A 23,948-nucleotide genomic window follows, 5' to 3' on the forward strand; every position below is an offset into this window, starting at 1 on the left:
CCGCGCGTGCCCGGCCGCGCCGGCCGCCACCCGGCCCAGCAGCATGCGCCGCACGTCCTGCGGGTCGCGCGGGGCGTCATAGATGCTTTCGAGCTCCAGAACGCCCGCCCGCCGGTTCACGAGAAGGTCCAGGCTTTCCAGGGGCGCGGTTTCGGACGGGCGCGCCGGCGGCGCAGCGGACCGGCGCTGCCAGACGAGGTCGTTGAGCACGAATTCCGCAAGGTAGGTGTAGGCGGCGGGCAGGTCGCCGTCGCCCGCGCACTTGCGCCGCGGCTCGCGGTGGATCACCTCTCCTTCCGCCATGCATTCGGCGAGGTCCAGCAGTGCATCGAGCGTGCGCGGGCCTTCGGGCAGACGGTGGCTCGGCGCGGTCAGCTGCGGGAACAGGCGGGAGAATCCCTGCTCGCGCGGCCGCGCGCCGGCCTCCAGCGCAAGCGAGCGCACGCGCTCGCCGATGGTGTCCTTGATGGTCGGCCGCAGGGGCTCGCGGTCCATGGTCTCCCGCCTCGTCGTCACCGTCATCGCCGTCTCCGCCGGGGGGCTCCACCGTGAAACGGGCGCCATCGCGCGGCCCGGCCAAGCGAGCACGGCAGACGCCGCGGCGGCATCATGCATATGGGGGATGACCGGGTTTCGGCGGGGCGCCACCCTGCGACCGTTGCGCGATGGGGTCCCAGGCGGCATCCTCCGTCGGCCCATTGCCTCGCGCCCGTCCGGTTGCGCAGCGATCGGCGGACGATTTCGCATCCCTAGATAGAGTTAGATGTGCGTTCGACCATGAAGCGTTGCGGAGAGCGGGCTCCGGAGCGCGCCAGCAAGGGGCGGTCATGAGCGATCTCGACGAATATTCCCGACTTCTCAACGACGTGTACGAATACAGCGTGGATCCCGGCCAATGGGGCATCCTGCTGGAGGGCGTCACGCGCTTCGTCGACGGGCGGGTCGGCCAGCTGGCGGTGTACAGCCTGAAGCAGCAGCGCAAGCCCACCTGGCGCGTGTGGGGCTACGATCACCTAGCCTACCGCACCTTCCTCTATCGCCACGCGACCGAGGACCCGCGTCTGTCCTACATCCTGTCCAATCCCGGCCGCGTGATCTGCGGCGAGGACGGGGTGGACGCCGACCAGTTCCGCGCCTCGGCGCTGTTCCGCGAGGTGGTGGAGCCCATGGACATCGAGCATTCGCTCGTCTCCTACTTCGCGCAGGAGGGGGACGTGATGGCCACCGTCTGCGCCATGCGCGGGCGGGCCAAGGGGCCGTTCGGGGCGCCGGAGAAGCAGAAGCTCGGCCTCGTGGTGCCGCATTTGCGGCGGGCGTTCGAATATTACGCCATCCTCGACGAGGCCAAGGCGAAAGTGGACGACATCGGCGCCGCGCTGGACATCGTCGATGCCGGCATCTTCCTCGCCGACGCGGACCTGCGCATCGCCCACGTGAACAAGGCGGGCGAGGCCATGCTGAAGGGCGGCGAGATCGCCATCCGCTCCGGCAAGCTGGTCCTGCGCGATGCCCGCGCCACCCGCCAGCTGGCACAATCGGTGGCCCAGGCGCTCGCCGCGCGCCGGGCCGAGGCGGAACTGCCCCACGCCGACCATCTGGAGGTGGAACGCGCGGACCCGGACGAGGCGCCCTACCGGGTCTCGCTGCATCCCCTGCCGCAGATGCAGGGCAAGGTGAACCTCACCTTGCGCTCGCAGATCGCCGTGGTGGTACGCGCGCCCGGCCGCGGCGCAGCGGATGCGGCGCGCCGCCTCGCCACCACCTTCCAGCTCACGCCCGCCGAGGCGGCGCGTGGCGGCGGCGCTGCGTGGGCGCCTCGCTTGCCGACTTCGCCGAGCAGCGCGGCGTCGCCCTGTCCACCGTGCGCAGCCAGCTCAAGGCGCTCTACGAGAAGACCGACACCCGGCGCCAGGGCGAACTGGTGGCGCGCCTGCGCGAAAGCCTCGATCTGACGCTCGCCTGAGCGAGCCGGGCCGCCCGCCGCGCCTTCGGCCGCGGCGGGCCAAGCGGTGCTCGGGCAGCGACGCACGGAAGGGGGAGACGCCCGTCGCGCGGGCTCCGGACGGAATGGGGGTCAGGCGCGCCCGGCGCGCTTTGGGGGGGACGAACGAAAATGGCCAGGCGGATCTTCGGCGTGATCGCCGTCATCCTGTTTCGTCGCGCCTGGTGGCGGGCGCCGAGCTTTTTCTCACGCGGCCGGCGCCGCAGCCGGCGCCCCAGCCGCCGGACGAGCAGACGGCGCTCCTGCCGCCGACCTTCCTCGACCAGGGCTGGTCGGGGGAGATGCGCGAGGCGTTCTACTACACGCCGCAGGGCTCGCGGCTGATGCCCTACGCCTTCCTGCTGGCGCTGGAGCAGCCGGACACGCAGGCCCTGTTCCTCGACGAGGCCCACATCGCCGCCATGGGCTTCCTGCCGGCACCGGCCGCCTCGGCGCGCAATCCCGACCGGCTGCCGGTGGGCTTCGCGAAGGATCCCGCGCCCGGCGGGCCGGCCGGCCCCGCATGGTGGGCCTCACCTGCGCCGCCTGCCACACCGGCGAGGTGACGCTTGCCGGCGCGCGGGTGTGGATCGACGGCGGCGCGGCGCTGGGCGATTTCCAGATGCTGATGACGCGCCTTTCCAAGGCGCTCGACGCGACGCTCGCCGACCCCGCAAAGTTCGCCCGCTTCGCCGCGCGGCTGAAACCGCAGCCAGATCAGGAACCGAGGGCGGTGCGCCCCTTGCTGGAAGCCACGGCCACCGAGCTCAGGCGCATCGAGGCCGCGGCCTTCACGCCCCATCCCTACGGCCGCGGGCGGCTCGACGCATTCGGCCACATCCTCAATGCGGTGGCGGCCGAGGCGCTGCATCAGGACGCCAATTTCCGCATCCCCGACGCGCCGGTGAGCTATCCCTTCCTGTGGACCACGCCGGCCCAGCGTTACGTGCAGTGGAACGGCGTCGCCGGCAATCCGATCGGCCGCAATCTGGGCGAGGTGCTGGGCGTCTTCGGCCACGCCAACCTCGCGGGTGGCAACGTCGCGGCCTTCTCGTCGGCGGCGCTGATCGACAATCTGAAGCAGCTGGAGGACTGGGTGGCGACGCTGAAGCCGCCGCCCTTCCCGCAGAACCTGCTCGGCCCGGTCGACCCCATGCTCGCGGCGACCGGCGCGGAACTGTTCAAGACCCACTGCACCGGCTGCCACGGCGGCCCGGACTATCGCCTGACCGACCCACAGGAGACCGAGGGCGGCCGGCGCTGGCTCGCGGTCACCATGGTGCCGCAGGAGGTGGTGAAGACCGACGCGAAGATGCTCACCAACTTCGCCGGCCGCACCGCCGAGACCGGCGTGCTCGCCCCCGCCTTCGGCGGCGCGCCGCGGGGTGCCGGCGGGCCGGCATCCTGCTGCTCACCGTCAATGCCATGGTGGAGAACGACCTGCGCGCCCGCGGCATCACCGGCGACGCGCGCAAGGCCTATTACGGCTGGCGCTTCGCCCCCGGCTCCGACAAGCCGCAGGCGGGCTGGAGCGCGCCGCTCGCCTACAAGGCGGGCCCGCTGGCCGGCATCTGGGCAACCGGCCCGTTCCTGCACAACGGCTCGGTGCCGACCGTCTACGATCTGCTCTCGCCCGAGGAGGAGCGGCCCAAGGCCTTCTATGTGGGCGCGACGCGCTACGACGCGAAGAAGCTCGGTTTCGTTTCAGCCGATGACGCGCTGAGTGCCGCCGAGAAGGCGAAGGCGTTCCGCTTCGACACGACGCTGCCGGGCAATTCCAATGCCGGCCACCCGTTCCCGGAGCCGCGGCTGAAGCCGCAGGACCGGTACGCCATCATCGAATATCTCAAGATCCTGGAGGGACCGCGATGACCGCGTTCGCCGAGGCCGCCGTGACGCCCAAGATGACGCAGACGCCTTTTCTCGACCGGCTCGCCGCCCTGCCGCCCAGCGGGCGCTGGCCGCTCGCCCGGGACCTGATCGCCAGCGAGCCGCGCGCCTTCTTCGCCGAGCTGCGCGCCCACGCCCCCATCTACGAGACCTGCGAGGTGACGCTGATCGCCCGGCGCGCGGACGTGATGGAGGTGCTCTCCATGCCGCGCGTGTTCACGGTGGACCTCTACAAGCCGAAGATGGGCGAGTTCATGCTCGCGCTCGACGAGACCGAGATCAATTACCGCGACAAGGCGGTGATGCGCTCGATCCTCGCCTGGGGCGACCTGCCGCGGGTGCGGGAGATGGTCCGCGAGGTGGCGGACGCCGCGCTGGAGGCGGCGGGCTGCGAGATCGAGGTGGTGTCCCAGCTCGCCCGCTTCGTGCCCATGCGCATCGTCCAGCGCTATTTCGGCATCAAGGGGCCGGACCAGGACCTGCTCGACTGGTCCTATGCCAACCAGATGGACCAGTTCAACAACCTGCCCTTCGACGGGCGCCCCGACGCCGATGCCATCCACCAGGCGGCGGAGGACGCGCGCGTGAAGCTCCGGGCGCTGTTCGCGGCGCTCATCCCGGCCCGCCTCGCCGAGATCAAAGCCGGCACCGCGCCCGACGACATGCTCACCCGCATCCTCTCCTTGAACCTGCCGGCGGCGGACCATTTCGGCATGGACCGGGTGGTCATCAATGTGGGCGGGCTGCTGATCGGCGCCATCGAGACCACGGCAGAGGCGGTGGTGAACGCGCTCGCCGAGCTGTTCGCACGGCCGGACGCGCTCGCCGGCGCCCGCGCTGCGGCGCAGGCGGACGACGACGCCCTGGTGGCCGGCTATGTGTGGGAGGCGCTGCGCTTCTCGCCCATCGTCGCCTTCATGTTCCGCCATGCGGTCGAGACCGTGACGATCGCCAAAAGCACGCCGCGCGAGAAGGTGATCGGCAAGGGCACGAGCGTGCTGCCTTTGAGCCTTTCCGCCATGTTCGACCCGGACTTCGTAGAGGAGCCCGAGGCCTTCCGCCCGGACCGCGCAAGCCACTCTTACCTGCACTTCGGCTTCGGGCACCACGAGTGCCTCGGGCGCTATGTGGGCGCGGCCATGATCCCGGAAATCGTGAAGTGCGTGCTGAAGCGCCCCGGCGCCCGCCCCCTCGGCCCGGTGGACATGGGCGGCACGCCGTTTCCGCAGACCTATCGCCTGGCGCTCGGCTGAGGCGCGAACACGGCAGGCGCGACCCGGTGCGGCGCGACGGCGGCGCCAATGGCGGTTCGCGCTGATCCGGCCCCTTTTTCCCCGCGACGTTGCGCCGCCGCCACAGGCTGTTAGACTGCTCCCAACGCAAGCGGCACCGCTGCGCCGGACTGGCAGCAACGGCAGCCGTGGCAAGGGGACGAGAATGAAGGACGAGGCGCACGGATCCCTCGGGGGGCCGGAGCCGTCTTGCCGCGAGGGGTTCGGCCGGGATCGCGCTCCAGCGGAGCGCGGGCTTGATGAGAGCGGTCGCATCGATCGCGGGCAGGCGCCCGACGAGCGCGGCCGCATGAGCGAAGGCGCACGGCCCGCCGCGATGCGCGCCGATGCATCCCGCATCGATTCATCCCGCAACAGTTCACCCCGCCTCGATTCACCCCGCACCGAGCCGGCCCGCTCGGCCGCGCCGGCGGGCCCCTATGCGGCCATCGACCTCGGCACCAACAATTGCCGCCTCCTGGTGGCGCGCCCCACCCCGCGCAGCTTCCGCGTGGTGGATGCGTTCTCGCGCATCGTGCGGCTTGGCGAAGGCCTCTCCAGCACCCGCCGCCTCAGCCCGGCCGCCATGGAGGCGGCGCCGTCGCCGCGCTCGACGTCTGCGCCGGCAAGATGGTGGCGCGCGGCGTCGCCCGGCGCCCGCATCATCGCCACCGAGGCCTGCCGGGCCGCCGAGAACGGGCGACGAATTCCTCGACCGTGTCGAGGCCCGCACCGGCCTGAGGCTGGAGGTGGTGGACCGGCGCACCGAGGGCGGGGCTCGCCGCCGCCGGCTGCGCCCCGCTGGTGGACCCCCATTGCGACGGCGCGGTGCTGTTCGACATCGGCGGCGGCTCCACCGAGGTGGTGTGGCTGAGCCGGCGCTCGGCGGGCGACGACGGCCCGCCCCGCGCGCGCATCCGCTCCTGGGTGTCGCTGCCGGTGGGCGTGGTCTCGCTGTCCGAGCGCCATGGGGGCGTTAGCGTCTCCTGCGAGATGTTCCGCGCCATGGTGGACGAGGTCTGCGCCATGCTGGAGGGCGTGCGCCAGAGCTGGGGCGTGCGCGCCCCCAACCGCATGCATCTGATCGGCACCTCCGGCACGGTGACCACCGTCGCCGGCATCCATCTCGGCCTGTCGCGCTACGACCGCACCCGCGTGGACGGCGCCTGGCTCGGCGCCAGCGACATCGCTGAGGTGGTCGACCGCCTGATGGGCATGAGCTTCGAGGAACGCGTCTCCAATCCCTGCATCGGCGCCCAGCGGGCGGACCTGGTGCTGGCCGGCTGCGCCATCATGGAGGCGGTGCGCGAGATGTTCCCGGCCGAACGGCTGCGCGTCGCCGATCGCGGGCTGCGCGAGGGCATGCTGGTGCAGCTCATGCGCGCCGACGGGGTCTGGCGCCGCCACGGCCGGCCGGAGGCCGAGGGCGCACCGGCGGATCCCTGCTCGTGAGCGGCGAGACGCGCGGCCCGGACGGACGGCCGCTCAAGGTGCGCGTGAAGAACGCCCGCAGCCGCACCACCTCCTCGCAGAAATGGCTCCAGCGCCAGCTCAACGACCTATGTGGCCCGCGCCAAGCGCGAGGGCTGGCGCTCGCGCGCCGCGTTCAAGCTGATCGAGATCGACGAGAAGGCGCGGCTTTTGAAGCGCGGACAGCGCATCGTCGATCTCGGCGCCGCGCCCGGCGGCTGGAGCCAGGTGGCGGCAAAGAAGATCGGCCTCGAAGAGGGCCAGGGCAAGATCGTCGCCATCGACCTGCTGGAGATCGACCCCATCCCCGGCGTGATCTTCCAGCAGATGGACTTCCTCGCCGACGACGCCCCCGCACGCCTGCTCGCGCTGCTGGACGGGCCAGCCGACCTCGTCCTGTCCGACATGGCGGCCAACACCACCGGACACAGGAAGACCGACCATCTGCGCATCGTCGGGCTGGTGGAACTTGCCGCCGACTTCGCCCGCAAGGTGCTGGCCCCGGGCGGCGCCTTCCTCGCCAAGGTGTTCCAGGGCGGCACGGAGGGGGCGCTGCTGGCCGACCTGAAGCGCGACTTCGCCCAGGTGAAGCACATCAAGCCCGCCGCGAGCCGCGCCGATTCGGCCGAACTCTACGTGCTCGCCACCGGGTTCCGCGGCGCGGCGGTCCCGCCCGCGGATGGCGATCCCTGATCGCCTCTGGCGCCTGCTCCCGGCCTGCAACGAAAGCCGAGCGTTTTCATCGTCCACATGCGGTCCCGCGATGGGCGGCATCAACGTGTGGGTGCCCATCCGCGCGGTCTTTATCTACCCCGACGAGCGCTGGCAACGGCCGCGCCGTCCACCCTCTCGCGGCGCGCGAGGGGGGTGTCGTATCATGAGCCGATGGCCTAGGGTGATTGGAGCGCAATCACTTCGGGAGAGCGGTCTGCGACCCTGAGGCCGGTCAGTTCGCCGTCCGCCCCGGTCCGAAAGAGATCCTGGCGGCCGATGTCACCGGCCGATATGCAGATGGGGCCATCACCCTGGCGAACCCCAAGATGCTGGCCACGAGACATGTCGCCGATCTCTCTTCCAGCGGCCTCACCCGCGTCGACCCCTGGCAGGAAACGCCCCGATGCTCGCCGAAAAACGCATCCTCCTCGTCATCGGCGGCGGCATCGCCGCTTATAAGTGCCTGGAGCTGATCCGGCGCCTGAAGGAGCGCGGCGCCAAGGTGCGCGCCATCCTCACCAAGGCCGCCCAGGAGTTCGTGACGCCGCTGTCGGTGGGCGCCATCACCGGCGAGCGGGTGTTCACGGACCTGTTCGACCTCACCGCCGAGCACGACATCGGCCACATCCGCCTGTCGCGGGAGGCGGACCTGGTGGTGGTCGCGCCCGCCACCGCGGACCTGATCGCCAAGATGGCGAACGGCTTCGCCGACGACCTCGCGTCGACCGCCCTCATCGCCACCGACAAGCCGGTGCTCGTCGCCCCCGCCATGAACCCGCGCATGTGGGGCCACCCGGCGACCCGGCGCAACGTGGCGCGGCTGAAGGAGGACGGCGTGCTCACGGTGGGCCCCAATTCGGGCGCCATGGCGGAGCGCGACGAGTTCGGCGCCGGCCGCATGGCCGAGCCGATGGAAATCCTCGGCGCCATCGAGGAAATGCTCAGCCCGCAGCAGCAGATTCTCAAGGGCCGGCGGGTGCTCGTCACCTCCGGGCCGACCCATGAGCCCATCGACCCGGTGCGCTTCATCGCCAATCGCTCGTCCGGCAAGCAGGGGCACGCCATCGCCGCCGCCGCCCGCGCCGCGGGGGCGGAGGTGGTTCTGGTCTCCGGCCCCGCCGAGGTGGCGGACCCGCAGGGCGTGCGCACGCTGCATGTGGAGAGCGCGCGGCAGATGATGGCGGCGGTGGAGGAGAACCTGCCGGTCGATTGCGCCATTTTCGCCGCCGCCGTCGCCGACTGGCGGGTGGCGGACGCGGCCGAGCAGAAGATCAAGAAAGGCGGGGCTGGCGCCCCGACGCTGCACCTCGTGGAGAACCCGGACATTCTCGCCTCCATCGCCCAGCACCACACGCTGCGCCCCCGCCTTGTGGTCGGGTTCGCCGCCGAGACCGAGCAGGTGGTGGCCCACGCCAAGGCCAAGCGCGAGAAGAAAGGCTGCGACTGGATCGTCGCCAACGACGTCTCGCCGGCCACCGGCATCATGGGCGGCGACCTCAACACCGTGCATCTCGTCTCCGCCGACGGGGTGGAGGACTGGCCCTCCGCCTCCAAGGCCGAGGTGGCGCGCCGCCTCGTGGCGCGCATCGCCGCCGCGCTTGGGGAGGCGGGACGGTGAGCGAACCGGTGGTGCTTCTCCAGCGCCTGCCCCACGGGGCGGACCTGCCGCTGCCCCATTATGCGAGCGCCGATGCCGCCGGCCTCGACCTCGTCGCGGCCGTGCCGGCCGATGCACCGCTGGTGCTGGCGCCCGGCGCCTTCGCGGCGGTGCCGACCGGGCTCGCCATGGCGCTGCCGCGCGGCTTCGAGGGGCAGGTGCGTCCGCGGTCCGGCCTGGCGCTGAAGTTCGGCGTCACGGTCCTGAACGCGCCCGGCACGGTGGATGCGGACTATCGCGGCGAGGTGAAGGTGATCCTCGTCAATCACGGCCCAGCGGCGTTCGTGATCGAGCGGGGGATGCGCATCGCCCAGTTGGTGGTGGCGCCGGTCGTGCAGATAATGCTGGAAGAATCCGGGGATTTGGGCCAAACTGCACGTGGCGTCGGTGGTTTTGGGTCAACCGGGCTAAGCGGCGCCTGAATTTGCAACAAGTCACAGTGCCATGCCGCGTTTATCCGACAAGAGTCTTCTCGCCATCGCCGCCGTGGTGGATGTCGCCGTCCATGCCCGCGGCACGCCCGTGGCCGCCAAGGCGCTGGCCGCCCGCCACGGCCTGCCGCCACGGCGGCTGGAGCCGGTGCTCCAGGCGCTGGTCCATGCCGGCGTCCTGAAAAGGCGTGCGCGGTCCGCGCGGCGGCTACGAGTTGGCCCGCGAGCGGCGCCGGGTGTCCGTCGCCGAGATCGTGCGGGTGGCGGAAGGCGCCGAGGAGGAGCGCGAGATCGTGCTGCCGCCCCTCGTGATCGAGGTGGTGCAGCCCGCCGTCGCGGCCGCCGAGGAGACCTTCGACGCCGCGCTCGACGGGGTGACGCTGGAAGACCTCTGCCGCGCCGCCGACCGCAACGGCCACGGCTCCGAGAACGATCGCATCGACTTCGCCATCTGAAGGACGGGTGCCGCGTCACGCGGTGCCGAACCACAAGAACAGGAGAAACCCCATGGCTGATGCCGCCGTGAAAGTCGTCCCGAACGCCGGGCCGCGTCCCGGGCGGGGCCGGGTCTACGACTCCATCACCGAGACCATCGGCAACACGCCTTTGGTGCGCCTGAAGCGCCTGCCGCAGCTGCGCGGCGCCAAGGCCGACATTCTCGCCAAGCTCGAATTCTTCAACCCCATCGCCTCGGTGAAGGACCGCATCGGCGTCGCCATGATCGACGCCATGGAGGCGGCCGGCGCCATCGACCAGGACACGGTGCTGGTGGAGCCGACCTCCGGCAATACCGGCATCGCGCTCGCCTTCGTCGCCGCCTCGCGCGGCTACCGCCTCATCCTGGTGATGCCGGAGAGCATGTCGGTGGAGCGCCGCAAGATGCTGGCGCTGCTCGGCGCCGAGCTGGTGCTCACCCCGGCGAGCCTCGGCATGAAGGGCGCCGTCTCGCGCGCCGAGCAATTGCTGCGCGAGTTGCCCAAGGCGGCGATGCCGCAGCAGTTCAAGAACAAGGCGAACCCGGATGTCCACCGCCGCACCACGGCGGAGGAGATCTGGAACGACACCGACGGCAAGGTCGACGCGGTGGTCTCCGGCGTCGGCACTGGCGGCACCATCACCGGCATCGGCCAGGTGCTGAAGGCGCGCAAGCCTTCGCTGCGCATGATCGCGGTGGAGCCGGAGGACAGCCCGGTCCTGTCCGGCGGCCAGCCCGGGCCGCACAAGATCCAGGGCATCGGCGCCGGCTTCGTGCCGGAGGTCCTCGACCGCGCGGTGATCGACGAGGTGGTGACGGTCGGCAACCAGACCGCCTTCGACACCGCCCGCGCGCTGGCGCGCTACGAGGGCATTCCCGGCGGCATCTCGTCCGGCGCGGCGGTTGCCGCGGCGCTCGAAGTGGCGGTCAGGGACGACATGGCCGGCAAGACCATCGTCGCCATCGTCCCGTCCTTCGCCGAGCGCTACCTCTCGACGGCCCTGTTCGAGGGCCTCTGACGTTCGGACCCGCGGCGCCGCACACCAAAGCGTGAAGCGGCTGGGCTGACCTTCCGGCAGCGGGGGCGGTTACTTTCGCACGCGCGAAAGGACACCGCCGCCGCCATGCCATGGACCCGCCGCCGCTTTCTGGAACTCGCCCCCGGCGCGGCGCTCGCCGCGCTGCCGATGCCGTCCGCCGCCCAGCCGTCGGCGCCGCTGACGCGGACCATCCCCTCCAGCGGCGAGGCGGTGCCAGCCATCGGGCTCGGGACCTGGATCACCTTCAATGTCGGCGATGATCCCGTCCTGCGCGGCGAGTGCGCCGACGTGATGTCGGCCTTCTTCGCCGCCGGCGGGACCATCATCGATTCCTCGCCCATGTACGGCTCGTCCCAGCCGGTGATCGGCTACGGCCTTGCGCGGCTGAAGCCGCAGCGCCTGTTCTCGGCCGAGAAGGTCTGGACCAGCGGCGCCGGCGCGGGCGCGGCGCAGATCGAGCGCTCGCGGGCATTCTGGGGCGTGCCGCGGTTCGACCTGCTCCAGGTGCACAATCTCCTGGACTGGCAGACCCACCTGCCGCGGCTCCAGGCCATGAAGGCGGCCGGACAGGTGCGCTATGTGGGCATCACCACGTCCGAGGGCCGGCGCCACGCCGAGCTGGAGCGCATCATGCGCGAGCAGCGGCTCGACTTCGTGCAGATCACCTACAATGTCCTCGACCGCGAAGCGGAGGCCCGCCTGCTGCCGCTCGCCGCCGACCGGGGCATCGCCGTGCTGGTGAACCGGCCGTTCCGCCAGGGCGCGCTGACCCGCGCGCTCGCCCGCGCGCCGCTGCCGGGATGGGCAAGCGAAATCGGCGCCACCAGCTGGGCGCAGGCGCTGCTGAAATTCATCCTCGCCCACCCGGCGGTGACGGCGGCCATCCCCGCCACCAGCCGCGTCGACCATGTGCGCGAGAACCTCGCCGCCGCGTCCGGTCCGCTGCCCGACCAGGCGCTGCGCGAGCGGATGTCGGCGGACATCCGGGCGCTGTGATGGGCGAGTGGTGGACCTACAGTCCCGAGGACTTCCTGATGTTCTCGCCCCGGGTCTACTGGCGCATGTTCGCGCTTCACAATGGCGCGCTGTGGCCGCTGCCGCTCGTCGGGCCGGTGCTGGCGCTGGCAGCCGGGCTGCTGTGCCTGCGGCCGCGGGGGGTGCGGATCGCGCTGGCGATGCTCGCGGTGGCGTGGGCGTTCGTCGGCTGGGCGTTCCTGTGGACCCTCTACGGGGTCATCAACTGGGCGGTGCTCTATGTCGCGCCGCTGTTCGCGCTGCAGGCCATGCTGTTGGCCCTGGCCGCAGCGCGCGGTCCGGCGGCGCGCGGTTCGGAGACGCTGCCACCGCCTGCGCCGCGGCTGGCTGTGGGTGCGGTGCTGGTGGCGCTCGCCGCCGCCTATCCGCTGCTCGCGCCCCTGGCGGGGCGTCCGATTGCGGAGTCGGAGGTGTTCGGGGCTGGCGCCCGATCCCACCGCCATCGGCACGTTGGGCGTCCTGCTTATCGCCGGCGGCGGGGCCGCTTTGTGGCCGGTCCCGGTGCTGTGGTGCCTGTTCAGCGCCGGGACATTGTGGACCCTCGGCACGGCGCAGGGCGTCGTGCCGTTTGCGGCCGCCGTGGCCGCGCCGGCAGCCGCCCTGGTCTGGCGCCGAGCGCCCGCACGCTGACCGCCCGCCGGCCTCGTCTGCGCCAAGCCAGCCCGCGCAGGATCAGCCGCGCGCGAGGTCGGACAAAAGGCTCGCCGCCAGCGTCAGCTTGGAGAGGCTGAGGCCAGTGGCGGCGATGTCCTTCACCGTCGCCCGCATGCGCTCCACCTCGGTGCGCCGCGCGGCGACATAGGCGTCCACCGCCGCCTCGCCGGCACCGCCGGTGGCGAGCATTTCCACCGTGGCGCGGCGCAGGAAGGTCTCGATTTCGCCCAGCGCGCGGTCGAGGGCGAGGCGGTCGTAATAGTCGGTGGTGGCGATCATGCGCGCCTGGGTGATGAGGTCGTCCACCGCGAAGTAGCGCCCGGCGGCATAGAAGGTGGAGGCCGCGTCGGTGATCGCGCGCCCCGTGGTCTGGGCCACCAGAGCGATGTCGGTGGCGGCGGCGAGCGCCGGCATCAGCACCAGGCGACGGGCGAGATCCGCCGGCACATCCTTCGCTTCCAGTTCGCCGGAGCGAACCGCGCGGCGCTCGCGCCAGGCTTCCGGCAGGCTCTCCTCGATCGTATCGGCCACCGCGGCGATGCCGTCGGCATATTGCGTCACCACCGCCTCGGCCCCGTCGCCGAAGGACGCGTTGCGCAGGAACCAGACGATGCGGCCCATCAGCAGGTCCTGCAGGCTGGTGTAGAGGTCGAGCTGGACGGCGCCTTCCACCTTGTTGTCCAGCGCGTCGATGGCCGCCGTCAGCTCCGGCAAGCGGTAGACGTCGCGCACCGTGACATAGGCCCGGGCCACCGCACCGGCATCGGCGCCGGTCTGGTCGGCGATGCGGGCGAACGCGGTCGGGCCGCCCTCGTTGATGAGACCGTTGGCGAGCCGGGTGGCGATGATGTCGCGCTTGAGGCGATGGTGAGCCACCGCGTCGGGGAAGCGCCCCTCGACGGCGTCGGGGAAATACGCCGAAAGCTCGCGGGCGAAATAGGGATCGTCCAGCGCCGGGCAGGCGAGCAGGTCCTCGTGCAGCGTGAGCTTGGCGTAAGCGAGCAGCACCGCCAGTTCCGGCCGGTGAGGCTCTCCCCGCGCGAGCGGCGGTCGGACAGCTCCATGTCGGTGGGCAGGAATTCCACCGCCCGGTCGAGGTCGCCGCGCAGCTCCAGCATCTGCATCAGGCGCTGGTCGAAGGCGAGCTCACTCACGCCGCGCCGCTCGGCGAGCGAGAGCGCCAGCGTCTGGCGGTAGTTGTTGACGAGGACCAGGGCAGCGACGTCGTCGGTCATCTGCCGCAGCAGCGCGGCGCGGTCCGGCCGGGTCAGGACGCCCTGCTCCAGCGGCAGAGCGAGCGCGATCTTGATGTTCACTTCCACGTCGGAGGTGTTCACGCCGGCCGAATTGTCGATGGCGTCGGTGTTGAGCCGCACCCCGCGCCGGGCCGCCTCGATGCGGGCGCGCTGGGTCATGCCGAGGTTGGCGCCCTCGCCGATCACGCGCGCACCCAGCTCGGTGGCGGCGATGCGCACCGGGTCGTTGGCGCGGTCGCCGGCCTGGGCGTCGGTCTCGGTGGAGGCGCGCACATAGGTGCCGATGCCGCCGAAGAACAGCAGGTCCACCTTCGCCTTCAGGATGGCGTTGATGAGCTCGGCCGGGGCCATCTCGGCCTTGTCGACGCGCAGCAGCGCCTGCACCTGCGGCGAAAGCGGGATGCTCTTGGCCGCGCGCGAGAAGACCCCGCCGCCGGGCGAGATCAGGCCGGCATCATAATCGGCCCACGAGGAGCGCGGCAGGTTGAACAGGCGCTGGCGCTCGGCATGGCAGCGCGCCGGGTCCTGCGGGTCCGGGTCGAGGAAGATGTGGCGGTGGTCGAACGCCGCCACCAGCTTGAGCGCGGACGACAGCAGCATGCCGTTGCCGAACACGTCGCCCGACATGTCGCCCACACCCGCCACGGTGACGGGGGTGGTCTGGATGTCGATGTCCAGCTCGCGGAAGTGGCGCTTCACCGCCTCCCAGGCGCCGCGGGCGGTGATGCCCATGGCCTTGTGATCGTAGCCCACCGAGCCGCCCGAGGCGAAGGCATCGTCGAGCCAGAAGCCGTGACGCGCGGAGATGGCGTTGGCGGTGTCCGAGAAGGTGGCGGTGCCCTTGTCGGCGGCCACCACCAGATAGGGATCGTCGCCGTCGAGCCGCACGGTGTCGGCGGGGTGAACCACCGCGCCGCCCTTCAGATTGTCGGTGATGTCGAGCAGAGCGGAGACGAACACCTCGTAGGCCGCCGTGCCCTCGGCCATCACCGCCTCGCGCGGGCCGGAGGGCAGACGCTTCGGCACGAAGCCGCCCTTGGCGCCCACCGGCACGATGACGGCGTTCTTCACCTGCTGCGCCTTGACGAGGCCGAGCACCTCGGTGCGGAAATCCTGCGGCCGGTCCGACCATCTGAGGCCGCCGCGCGCCACCGGTCCGAAGCGCAGGTGCACGCCCTCGACGCGGGGCGCATAGACGAACACCTCGTAGAGCGGGCGCGGCAGCGGCAGCCCTTCCACGTCGGCGCTGCGGAACTTGATGGCGATCGCCTCCCGCTCGCGGCCCTCGGCGTCGCGCTGGTAGTAGGTGGTGCGGATCGCCGCGCCGACGAGGTTCACGAAGCGGCGCAGGATGCGGTCGTCATCGAGGCTGGAGACCTTGGCCAGTTCGGCATCGATGGCGGTGCGCAGCGGCGCCTCGCGGGCGTCCCGCGCTTCCGGCGCGGGATCGAGCGCCGGGTCGAAGCGGGCGTGGAACAGCGCCACGATCTGCCGGGCGAGCGTCTCGTGCGCGGCCAATGCGGTCCACAGATAGTCCTGCGAGAAGGGGATGCCGGCCTGGCGCAGATAGCGGCCGAGCGCGCGCACCAGCGCCGCCTCGCGCCAGCTCAGCTCGGCGTCGAGCACGAGGGAGTTGTAGCCGTCATTCTCGGCGGCGCCGCGCAGCACCGCATTGAGGCAGTCCTCCAGCCGCGCCGGCGAGGCGGCCATGGAGATGGCGCCGCCATCGGCCCGCTCCAGCGACATGTCGTGGAGCCACGAGCGCGTCATACCCTCGCCGGCGGGCTCGATGCGGTAGGTGCGCTCGTTGATGGCCTTGAGGCCCATATTCTCGAGCATCGGCACGCGGGTGGACAGCGGCAGCGGCTGGCCGAAGGAGAGCAGGCGCAGCGAGATGCGGGTGTCTGCGTCCTCCGGGCGGCGATAGAAGTCGATGGCGATCGGCCGCTCGTGGGACATCCGCTCCAGCAGGTCGATGTGGGAGAGCGCGGTGTCGATGTCGTACGCGGCGACATAGCCGGGACCGAAGGCGACGCCGTAGCGGGCGCGCAGGGCCTCGGCGGCCTCGGGCGCGTGGCGGGCGGCAATCGCAGCGCCGAGCTTCTCGCTCCACGACATCACCAGGCTGGCGACCTTTGCCTCCAGGTCGGCGCGGTCGGCCTGCGGGATGCGGCCGCCGCGGCGGCCGATGATGAAATGCACGCGCGTCAGCGGCACGTCCGGCAGGAACACCGGCGTGAACGTGGAGACGTGACCGTCATAGGCCGACGCGAGCAGCGCGCCGACCGCCTCGCGCACCGTGGAATCATAGCGGTCACGCGGCAGATAGACGAGCACCGATACGAAGCGGTCGAACGGGTCGAGCCGCGGCAGCACCCGCACGCGCGGCCGGTCGTAAAGCGAGAGGATGTCGCTGGCATAGGCCAGCAGCGTGTCGGCGTCGATCTGGAACAGGTCGTCGCGCGGATAGGTCTCCAGCGCCGTGGACAGCGCCTTGCCCGAATGGCTCTGCGGATCGAGCCCGGCGCGCTTGAGCACCGCCTCGGCCTTCAGGCGCAGATAGGGGATCTCGCGCACCGAATGGGTGTAGGCGGTGGAGGTGAGCAGGCCGATGACGCGCAGTTCGCCGGTCAGCCGTCCCTTCTCGTCGTGGATCTTGATGCCCACATAGTCCATGAACGCGCGGCGGTGGACGCGCGAGCGCAGGCTCGCCTTGGTGAACAGCAGCGGCTGGGGGCCTTCGAGGAAGGCCCGCACCTCGGGCGTCGTAACCACCGGATCGGCGCCGAGGCGCAGTTCGTGGACGGACGGGTCGCGCAGCACGCCAAGGCCGCTGGCGGGCACGGCGACGAGACCGCCGTCGGCGGCAAGGTCGTAGCGGCGCACGCCGAGGAAGATGAAATTGTCTTCGGTCAGCCAGTCCACGAGGTCGGCCGCCTCCTCGCGGGCGCCCTCGTCGTAGCTGTGCTTCTCCTTCTTGAGGCTCTTGCCCAGCGCGCGCACCTGCTTGCGCATCGCCTGGAAGTCCTCGTTGATGGCACGCACGTCCGCCAGCGTCTGCTCAAGGGCGCCTCTCAGCTCCGCCCGCGCGGCGGCGCCAAGCGCGGCCACGTGCAGGTGGATCAGGCTTTCGTGGCGCGCCTCATCGTCCTTGCGGCCCTTGGCGGGGAGAACGGTGAGGGCGCCGTCCTTGGTGCGGTCGAGATGCAGGATGGGGTGGGCCACCAGCTTCGACTCGATACCCCGGTCGGCCAGTTCGCCGGCGAGCGAATCGAACAGAAACGCCATGTCGTCGTTCACGGTCTCGATCACCGTGACGGCGCCGCCCAGCACCTCGGGATTGAACACCCGCACGTCCGTGCCGTCGGGCGCGGCAACGCGCTCCACCACGTGCGTCCAGGCCTCGCGCACCAGCGCGGCGAGCGCAGCGACCGGCACGAGCGCGAGGTCCTCCGGCGCCGGCGCGCCGAGGAACAGATCGACGAAGACATCCGGAACCGGCGGCTCCGCGCCGCCCAGCAGCTCGCGCACCCGATCGGCGCGCGCCGCGAAGTCGATGTCGGCACCGGCGGCTTGAAATTCACGGACGTTCATGGCCATTCCCCCCAAGGCTGCCGTCACCCTTGATTGGGGGTGCGCGGTCGACCACCCTTCGGACGTCGCCGAAGGCGGTCAGCATGTGGTGCGCCACCGCGACGCGAAGATGACGAGGCAAGGCTTATGGCTACGAAAATGCGTGCTTCCGGCCGCAAGGGCCAGGAAAACCAGGGCGGCGCCGAAAAAACGCGCACGCCCGAAAAGCAGGCGCCCAACCCCAAGCCCGTGAAAGCCGCCCGTGCGACGGCCGCGAAGGCCACCGGCACGCCGGCAAAGGCCAAGTCCACTCCCAAGTCCACTCCCAAGTCCACCCCCAGGTCCACCCCCAAGGCGACTGCCCAGTCGACCAAAACGTCGACCAACACGCCGGCTGGAACGCCGGCCGCGAAGGCCACACCGCAGGCTGCCGCCCCGATACGGGGGCGCGACGATCTTCCCGCGATCGCGCTCGGCCTCGCGCCGGCGGAACTGGATGCGCCGACCCAGGCCTATTTCGACAAATGCATGGACAAGATCGGCTTCGTGCCGAACGTGCTCGCGGCCTATGCGTTCGACATGGCGAAGCTTTCCGCATTCTCCGCCATGTACAATGATCTGATGCTGGCGCCGTCGGGCCTGACGAAGCTCGAGCGGGAAATGATCGCGGTAGCGGTCTCCAGCGTGAACCGCTGCTATTACTGCCTGACGGCGCACGGCGCTGCCGTGCGCCAGCTCTCCGGCGATCCGATACTGGGCGAGCAGATGGTGATGAACTATCGCGCCGCGCGGCTGGACGGCCGCCAGCGGGCGATGCTCGACTTCGCGGTCAAGCTCACCGAGCGTCCACACGAGGTGGAGGAGGCCGATCGCGACGGCCTGCGCCGGGTCGGATTTTCCGAGCGCGACATCTGGGACATCGCTGCGGTAACGGCCTTCTTCAACATGTCGAACCGCATCGCGGCCGCCACCGACATGCGACCGAACGAGGCCTATCACGCCCAGGCGCGCACGCCCGCGACCTGACCATCCGGGACCAAGGCGGAAGAGCGCCTCGGGCGGGGCGATACGGCCGCCAAGGACAGTGCGGCCGCTATACCTTCGCCCCGCGCCGGAAAATCATGAGGGGCCTGTGATATTTCACAGGTCCGTGCGCCAGCGGTTAGACGAAGGCAGCATCGTTTTCCGAATTGCTTCGGGGCGGCGGACCGCCTATTGACGTTGCCACGGCGCGCCGTGCTACGGTGCGCCGCAATGAGAAGCGCGCCGCCCAAGGTGCCGTTCCAGGGACGAGTGTCGGCGGGCCCGAGAGCCGCCGGCCGAACAGCGAGGGCATACCGCGATCATGGACACTGTCTCAGACGTGCCCTATATCGTTGAAGCAACAGGTCTCACCAAAGAATTCAAAGGGTTTGCGGCGGTCAAGAACGTCGACCTGCGGATTCGCCGCCACACCATCCACGCCCTCATCGGGCCCAATGGTGCCGGCAAGACCACCTGCTTCAACCTCATCACCAAGTTTCTGGAGCCGACGCGCGGGACCATCCGCCTGAACGGGCGCGACATCACGCGCACGCCGCCGGCGGACGTGGCACGGCTCGGCATGGTGCGCTCGTTCCAGATCTCGGCGACCTTCCCGCACCTCACCGTGCTCGACAATGTCCGCATCGCGCTGCAGCGCCCGATGGGCAATTCGTTCCATTTCTGGAAGTCGGAGAGCACGCTCGACGGCCTGAAGGAGCGCGCGTTGGCGCTGCTCGCCGACGTGGACCTGACCTCCTACGCGAACCACCTGGCGGTGGAGCTGCCCTACGGCCGCAAGCGCGCCCTGGAGATCGCCACCACCCTGGCGCTCGACCCCGAGATGCTGCTGCTCGACGAGCCGACCTCCGGCATGGGCCGCGAGGACATCGCCCGCACCGCCGAGCTGATCAAGCGCGTCTCCAAGAACCGCACCATCCTCATGGTGGAGCACAATCTCTCGGTCGTGGCGGACCTGTCCGACACCATCACGGTGCTCGCCCGCGGCGAGATCCTCACCGAGGGTCCCTATGCCGAGGTGTCCAAGAACCCGCAGGTGATCGAGGCCTATATGGCACCGGTGGAGCGCACTGAGATGGCCGCGAACGGATCGCCTTTGCTCGATGTGAAGGACCTGCACGGCCACTATGGCGAGAGCCACGTGCTGCACGGCATGACCTTCGAGGTCAATCCCGGCGAGGTGGTGACGCTGCTTGGCCGCAACGGCGCCGGCAAGACCACGACCATGCGGGCCATCATGGGCCTGCTGCGCAAGCGCGCCGGCTCCATCCGCTACGAAGGCACCGAGACGGTCGGCCTGCCGCCCAACAAGATCGCCCGCCTCGGCATCGCCATCTGCCCGGAGGAGCGCGGCATCTTCTCCTCGCTCTCGGTGCGCGAGAACCTGCTTCTGCCGCCGGTGGTGCTGCCCGGCGGCCTCAGCGTCGACGAGATCCACGAGCTGTTTCCGCGGCTTGAGGAGCGGCGCAACAGCCAGGGCACCAAGCTTTCCGGCGGCGAGCAGCAGATGCTGGCGATCGCGCGCATCCTGCGCACGGGGGCGAAGCTGCTGCTGCTCGACGAGCCGACGGAAGGGCTAGCGCCGGTGATCGTGCAGCATATCGGCGAGATCATCCGGACCCTGAAGAAGAAGGGTTTCACCGTGCTGCTCGTGGAGCAGAACTTCCATTTCGCCTCGACCGTCGCCGACCGCCATTATGTGGTCGAGCACGGCCGGGTGGTGGACATGGTGGAAAACGACAAGATCGCGGAAAACGCGGCGCGTCTTGAAGCTTTCCTCGGCGTCTGAGCCGGGCTTCCTTGCACAATCATGCCGGCCTTGGCCGGCGGGAGGATAACAGATGCGTCTTGCAGCCATTTTCCTGGCAGCCAGCTGCCTTGCCGGTGCCGGCGCGGCCTATGCCGCCGATCCCATCCCGGTGAAGATCGGCGTCCTCAACGACCAGTCGAGCCTCTATGCCGACCTCGGCGGCCAGGGTTCGGTCTGGGCCGCCAAGAAGGCGGTCGAGGACTTCGGCGCCGCCGCCAAGGGCATGAAGGTGGACGTGATCTTCGCGGACCACCAGAACAAGGCGGACGTGGGCACCTCGGTGGCCCGTCAGTGGTATGACGTCGACGGCGTCGACGCGATCGTCGACACCCCGAACTCGGGCGTCGCGCTCGCGGTCTCCGGCGTCACCAAGGAGAAGAACAAGGTCTTCATCAATTCCGGCGCGGCGAGCTCCGACCTCACCGGCAAGGCCTGCACCCCGAACACGGTGCACTGGACCTACGACACCTGGGCGCTCGCCAACGGCACCGGCAAGGCGATCGTGAAGACCGGCGGCAACACCTGGTTCTTCCTCACCGCCGACTATGCCTTCGGCCACGCGCTCGAGCGCGACACCGAGGCGGTGGTGCTCGCAAACGGCGGCAAGGTGCTCGGCAAGGTGCGCGTGCCGCTCAACAACGCCGACTTCTCCTCCTTCCTGCTGCAGGCGCAGTCCTCGAAGGCGAAGATCATCGGCCTCGCCAATGCCGGCGGCGACACCATCAACTCCATCAAGCAGGCGGCCGAATACGGCATCGTCGCGGGCGGCCAGAACCTCGCCGGCCTCCTGATCTTCCTCACCGACGTGCACTCGCTCGGCCTCAAGACGGCGCAGGGCCTGAACCTGACCGCCGCCTGGTACTGGGACCAGACCGACGCCAACCGCAAGTTCGCCGACGAATTCGCCAAGGCGAACGGCGGCAAGCGGCCGACCATGGTGCAGGCGGGCGTCTATTCCGGCGTGCTGCACTATCTGAAGGCGGTCGAGGCGCTGAAGTCCGCCAAGGACGGCGCCGCGGTGGTGGCCGAGATGAAGAAGATCCCCACCGACGACCCGCTGTTCGGCAAGGGCGAAGTGCGCGCCGACGGCCGCCACATCCACCCCATGTTCCTCTACCAGGTGAAGACCCCGGCCGAATCCAAGGGCCCGTGGGACTACTACACCCTGAAGGCGACGATCCCGGCCAACGAGGCGTTCCGCCCGCTGTCCGAGAGCGATTGCCCGCTCGTCAAGAAGGGCTGATCCCTCTGTCCCGGGCCGGCCTTCAGGGCCGGCCCGCCTTTCCTGAAGAGACACTCGCAATGTTCGAACTCCTCGGCATTCCGCCTCAGGCGCTGTTCGGCCAGCTTTTGCTCGGCCTGATCAATGGCGCGTTCTACGCCATGCTGAGCCTCGGGCTCGCGGTGATCTTCGGCCTGCTCAACGTCATCAACTTCACCCACGGCGCGCAGTACATGATGGGTGCGTTCGGGGCGTGGATGCTGCTGAACTATCTGGGCATCCCCTTCTGGGGCGCTCTGGTGCTCTCGCCGCTGGTGGTGGCGGTCGTCGGCATGGTGATCGAGCGAACGCTCTTGCGAAGGCTCTACCATCTTGACCATCTCTACGGCCTGCTGCTCACCTTCGGTCTCGCGCTCATCATCGAGGGCCTGTTCCGGCGGCAATACGGCTCGTCCGGCCTGCCCTATGACAACCCCCTGCCGGGCGGCACGAATCTCGGCTTCATGTTCCTGCCCAACTATCGCGGCTTCGTGGTGGTGGCCTCGCTGATCGTGTGCATCGCCACCTGGTACGTGATCGAGCGCACCAAGCTCGGCTCCTATCTGCGCGCCGCCACCGAGCGGCCGGACCTGGTGCAGGCCTTCGGCATCGACGTGCCGCGCATGATCACGCTCACCTACGGCTTCGGCGTCGGCCTCGCCGCGCTCGCCGGCGTGCTGGCGGCCCCGGCCTATCAGGTCAGCCCCACCATGGGCTCCAATCTCATCATCGTGGTGTTCGCGGTGGTGGTGATCGGCGGCATGGGCTCGATCATGGGCGCCATCGTCACCGGCTTCGGCCTCGGCGTCATCGAGGGCCTCACCAAGGTGTTCTACCCCGAGGCCTCTTCCACAGTGATCTTCGTCATCATGGCCATCGTGCTCATGGTGAAGCCCGCCGGCCTGTTCGGCACGGCCAAGTGAGGGCGCGCAGATGAGCTCATCCCCGACCACCGCGGCCGCCGCGACCGACCGGGCGCCCAGCACGCCGACGCTCGCGCTGTTCGGCATCGCCGCCATCGCGGTGATGCTTGTGGCGCCGTTCGGCGTCTATCCCGTGTTCCTGATGAAGGTGATGTGCTTCGCGCTGTTCGCATGCGCCTTCAACCTGCTCCTGGGCTATACGGGCCTGCTGTCCTTCGGCCACGCCATGTTCTTCGGCGGCTCGGCCTATATCTGCGCCCACGCCATCAAGGTTCTGGGCTTCTCGCCCGAACTCGGCATCCTCGCCGGCGTCGCCTTCGCGGCGTTTCTCGGTCTGCTGGCCGGCCTGCTCGCCATCCGCCGCCAGGGCATCTATTTCGCCATGGTGACGCTGGCGCTGGCGCAGATGTTCTTCTTCTTCTGCCTGCAGGCGCCCTTTACCGGTGGCGAGGACGGCCTCCAGGGTGTGCCGCGCCGGCCGCTGTTCGGCATCATCGACATCGCCAACGACCTCCACCTTTATTACGTGGTGCTGGCGATCTTCGTGTTCGGCTTTCTCGTCATCTACCGCACCATCCACTCCCCCTTCGGGCAAGTGCTGAAGGCGATCCGCGAGAACGAGCCGCGCGCCATCTCGCTGGGGTACCGGGCCAACCAGTACAAGCTGCTCGCCTTCGTGCTGTCGGCAGCCCTCACCGGGCTGGCCGGCTCCACGAAGGTCCTGGTGTTCCAGCTCGCCTCGCTCACCGACGTTGCCTGGCAGATGTCGGGCGAGGTGGTGCTGATGACGCTGGTGGGCGGCATGGGGACGATCCTCGGCCCGATCGTCGGCGCGGCGATCATCGTAACCATGCAGAACTATCTCGCCGGCCTGGGCGAATGGGTGCTGGTGATCCAGGGCGTCATCTTCGTCGCCGCCGTGTCGCTGTTCCGCCGCGGCATCGTCGGCGAGATCATCGCCATCGTCAGCTACTACAAGAGCGGCAAGCCGCAGTCCTGAAGCGGTGGGGCCGCGGCGTCGGCTCCACCCCTTGTCGTTCCGAGCGCCGCCGGGGCGCTCGGATGCGTCAGCCAAGGCCAGGCGGCAACGCCGGACCGGTGGCGATGCCGGGGCCGCCCCGGCAACCCACCGGCCGCGCTCCCTCCCCGCGCGCAGCCTCCTCTCGCCCTGTCTCTAAGGCGCACTGTCTCTCCGCTCACTGTCTTTTGGTTCGCTGCGGCGATTCCGATTGCTCGCCCGTTCGGCCTTTGCTCCTCCCGCCCGGGACCGGCTGGATCGCAGCCTTGCCCCATGCTATGACTGACCGGTCAGTCATTAGTTGGACTTCGCCATGGCGGAACGCGTTGGACAGGGCGGTCATGCAGGGCCGGGCGACAAGCCGATGGCGTCGACGTCCCATTCCGCTCGGGCCGCGAAGCCCAGCCCGGGCATGGCAACGCCCCGCGACCCCCTCGCCGCCCGCGCC

At 70.0% G+C, this 23,948-nt stretch carries 18 protein-coding genes and 6 pseudogenes; 21 read left to right on the forward strand and 3 right to left on the reverse strand.

What is annotated here, in order from left to right:
• Window positions 1–522 (reverse strand): hypothetical protein (locus AC2W7M_RS04270; protein WP_486130316.1); only part of this gene is annotated, 522 nt, incomplete at its 3' end.
• A gap of 305 nt (window positions 523–827) precedes the next feature.
• Here AC2W7M_RS04270 and AC2W7M_RS04275 point away from each other — a divergent pair.
• The 15 genes and pseudogenes from AC2W7M_RS04275 (at window position 828) to AC2W7M_RS04345 (ending at window position 12,695) form a co-directional block, all read left to right on the forward strand.
• Window positions 828–1,952 (forward strand): PAS domain-containing protein, encoded by a 1,125-nt coding sequence (locus tag AC2W7M_RS04275; RefSeq protein ID WP_486130318.1) that lies wholly within the window; start codon window positions 828–830, stop codon window positions 1,950–1,952.
• A gap of 214 nt (window positions 1,953–2,166) precedes the next feature.
• Complete coding sequence (locus AC2W7M_RS04280; RefSeq protein ID WP_486130320.1) at window positions 2,167–2,547, forward strand: hypothetical protein; 381 nt, start codon at window positions 2,167–2,169, stop codon at window positions 2,545–2,547.
• A pseudogene (locus tag AC2W7M_RS04285) lies at window positions 2,505–3,281 on the forward strand (di-heme-cytochrome C peroxidase); the annotation flags it as partial. The gene AC2W7M_RS04280 and the pseudogene AC2W7M_RS04285, both read left to right, overlap by 43 nt.
• A gap of 125 nt (window positions 3,282–3,406) precedes the next feature.
• Window positions 3,407–3,586, forward strand: a pseudogene (locus tag AC2W7M_RS04290) (c-type cytochrome); the annotation flags it as partial.
• Between the two features lie 57 nt (window positions 3,587–3,643).
• Window positions 3,644–3,853: a hypothetical protein gene (locus AC2W7M_RS04295; RefSeq protein ID WP_486130350.1), complete on the forward strand. Its 210-nt coding sequence runs from the start codon at window positions 3,644–3,646 to the stop codon at window positions 3,851–3,853.
• A complete protein-coding gene (locus tag AC2W7M_RS04300) occupies window positions 3,850–5,124 on the forward strand; it encodes a cytochrome P450 (RefSeq protein WP_486130322.1) in 1,275 nt (424 codons plus the stop codon). The genes AC2W7M_RS04295 and AC2W7M_RS04300 overlap by 4 nt, the downstream gene beginning before the upstream one ends.
• A 328-nt stretch (window positions 5,125–5,452) precedes the next feature.
• Window positions 5,453–6,016 (forward strand): Ppx/GppA phosphatase family protein, encoded by a 564-nt coding sequence (locus AC2W7M_RS04305; protein WP_486130324.1) that lies wholly within the window; start codon window positions 5,453–5,455, stop codon window positions 6,014–6,016.
• Entirely contained in the window at window positions 5,947–6,594 is a 648-nt protein-coding gene (locus AC2W7M_RS04310) for a Ppx/GppA phosphatase family protein (protein ID WP_486130326.1), read from the forward strand. Before AC2W7M_RS04305 ends, AC2W7M_RS04310 begins: the two co-directional genes overlap by 70 nt.
• Window positions 6,591–7,305, forward strand: a pseudogene (locus AC2W7M_RS04315) (RlmE family RNA methyltransferase). The gene AC2W7M_RS04310 and the pseudogene AC2W7M_RS04315 overlap by 4 nt, the downstream one beginning before the upstream one ends.
• A 424-nt stretch (window positions 7,306–7,729) precedes the next feature.
• A complete protein-coding gene (coaBC, locus tag AC2W7M_RS04320; protein WP_486130328.1) occupies window positions 7,730–8,944 on the forward strand; it encodes a bifunctional phosphopantothenoylcysteine decarboxylase/phosphopantothenate--cysteine ligase CoaBC in 1,215 nt (404 codons plus the stop codon).
• Complete coding sequence (gene dut / locus AC2W7M_RS04325; protein ID WP_486130330.1) at window positions 8,941–9,405, forward strand: dUTP diphosphatase; 465 nt, start codon at window positions 8,941–8,943, stop codon at window positions 9,403–9,405. The genes coaBC and dut overlap by 4 nt, the downstream gene beginning before the upstream one ends.
• Window positions 9,406–9,427: 22 nt before the next feature.
• Window positions 9,428–9,869: pseudogene (locus tag AC2W7M_RS04330) on the forward strand (RrF2 family transcriptional regulator).
• A gap of 52 nt (window positions 9,870–9,921) precedes the next feature.
• On the forward strand, window positions 9,922–10,908 hold the full coding sequence (gene cysK, locus AC2W7M_RS04335; protein ID WP_486130332.1) for a cysteine synthase A: 987 nt from the start codon (window positions 9,922–9,924) through the stop codon (window positions 10,906–10,908).
• A 105-nt stretch (window positions 10,909–11,013) separates the two neighbouring features.
• Window positions 11,014–11,925, forward strand: coding sequence for an aldo/keto reductase (locus AC2W7M_RS04340; protein ID WP_486130334.1), 912 nt, complete (start codon window positions 11,014–11,016; stop codon window positions 11,923–11,925).
• Window positions 11,925–12,695, forward strand: coding sequence for a DUF6064 family protein (locus AC2W7M_RS04345; protein WP_486130336.1), 771 nt, complete (start codon window positions 11,925–11,927; stop codon window positions 12,693–12,695). Before AC2W7M_RS04340 ends, AC2W7M_RS04345 begins: the two co-directional genes overlap by 1 nt.
• Here the strand turns inward: AC2W7M_RS04345 and AC2W7M_RS04350 are convergent.
• The gene (locus tag AC2W7M_RS04350) at window positions 12,637–13,626 is read right to left on the reverse strand and encodes a hypothetical protein (RefSeq protein WP_486130338.1); all 990 of its coding nucleotides are present in this window, start codon (window positions 13,624–13,626) and stop codon (window positions 12,637–12,639) included. The genes AC2W7M_RS04345 and AC2W7M_RS04350 overlap by 59 nt on opposite strands.
• A gap of 221 nt (window positions 13,627–13,847) precedes the next feature.
• A pseudogene (locus AC2W7M_RS04355) lies at window positions 13,848–17,474 on the reverse strand (NAD-glutamate dehydrogenase); the annotation flags it as partial.
• A gap of 438 nt (window positions 17,475–17,912) precedes the next feature.
• Between AC2W7M_RS04355 and AC2W7M_RS04360 the strand changes: the two are divergent.
• From AC2W7M_RS04360 to AC2W7M_RS04385, 6 genes and pseudogenes are all read left to right on the forward strand, one after another.
• Entirely contained in the window at window positions 17,913–18,473 is a 561-nt protein-coding gene (locus AC2W7M_RS04360; RefSeq protein WP_486130346.1) for a peroxidase-related enzyme, read from the forward strand.
• Window positions 18,474–18,792: 319 nt separating this feature from the next.
• A pseudogene (locus AC2W7M_RS04365) lies at window positions 18,793–19,512 on the forward strand (ABC transporter ATP-binding protein); the annotation flags it as partial.
• Window positions 19,513–19,539: 27 nt separating this feature from the next.
• Window positions 19,540–20,277 (forward strand): ABC transporter ATP-binding protein, encoded by a 738-nt coding sequence (locus AC2W7M_RS04370; protein WP_486130348.1) that lies wholly within the window; start codon window positions 19,540–19,542, stop codon window positions 20,275–20,277.
• Window positions 20,278–20,329: 52 nt separating this feature from the next.
• Window positions 20,330–21,541, forward strand: a complete 1,212-nt coding sequence (locus AC2W7M_RS04375; RefSeq protein ID WP_486130340.1) for an ABC transporter substrate-binding protein — start codon at window positions 20,330–20,332, stop codon at window positions 21,539–21,541.
• A gap of 59 nt (window positions 21,542–21,600) precedes the next feature.
• On the forward strand, window positions 21,601–22,482 hold the full coding sequence (locus tag AC2W7M_RS04380) for a branched-chain amino acid ABC transporter permease (RefSeq protein ID WP_486130342.1): 882 nt from the start codon (window positions 21,601–21,603) through the stop codon (window positions 22,480–22,482).
• A gap of 10 nt (window positions 22,483–22,492) precedes the next feature.
• Window positions 22,493–23,482, forward strand: a complete 990-nt coding sequence (locus AC2W7M_RS04385) for a branched-chain amino acid ABC transporter permease (protein ID WP_486130344.1) — start codon at window positions 22,493–22,495, stop codon at window positions 23,480–23,482.
• The last annotated feature ends 466 nt before the right edge of the window (window positions 23,483–23,948 follow it).

The sequence above is a fragment of the Xanthobacter sp. BG11Y11_SDJG genome, assembly GCF_057364445.1.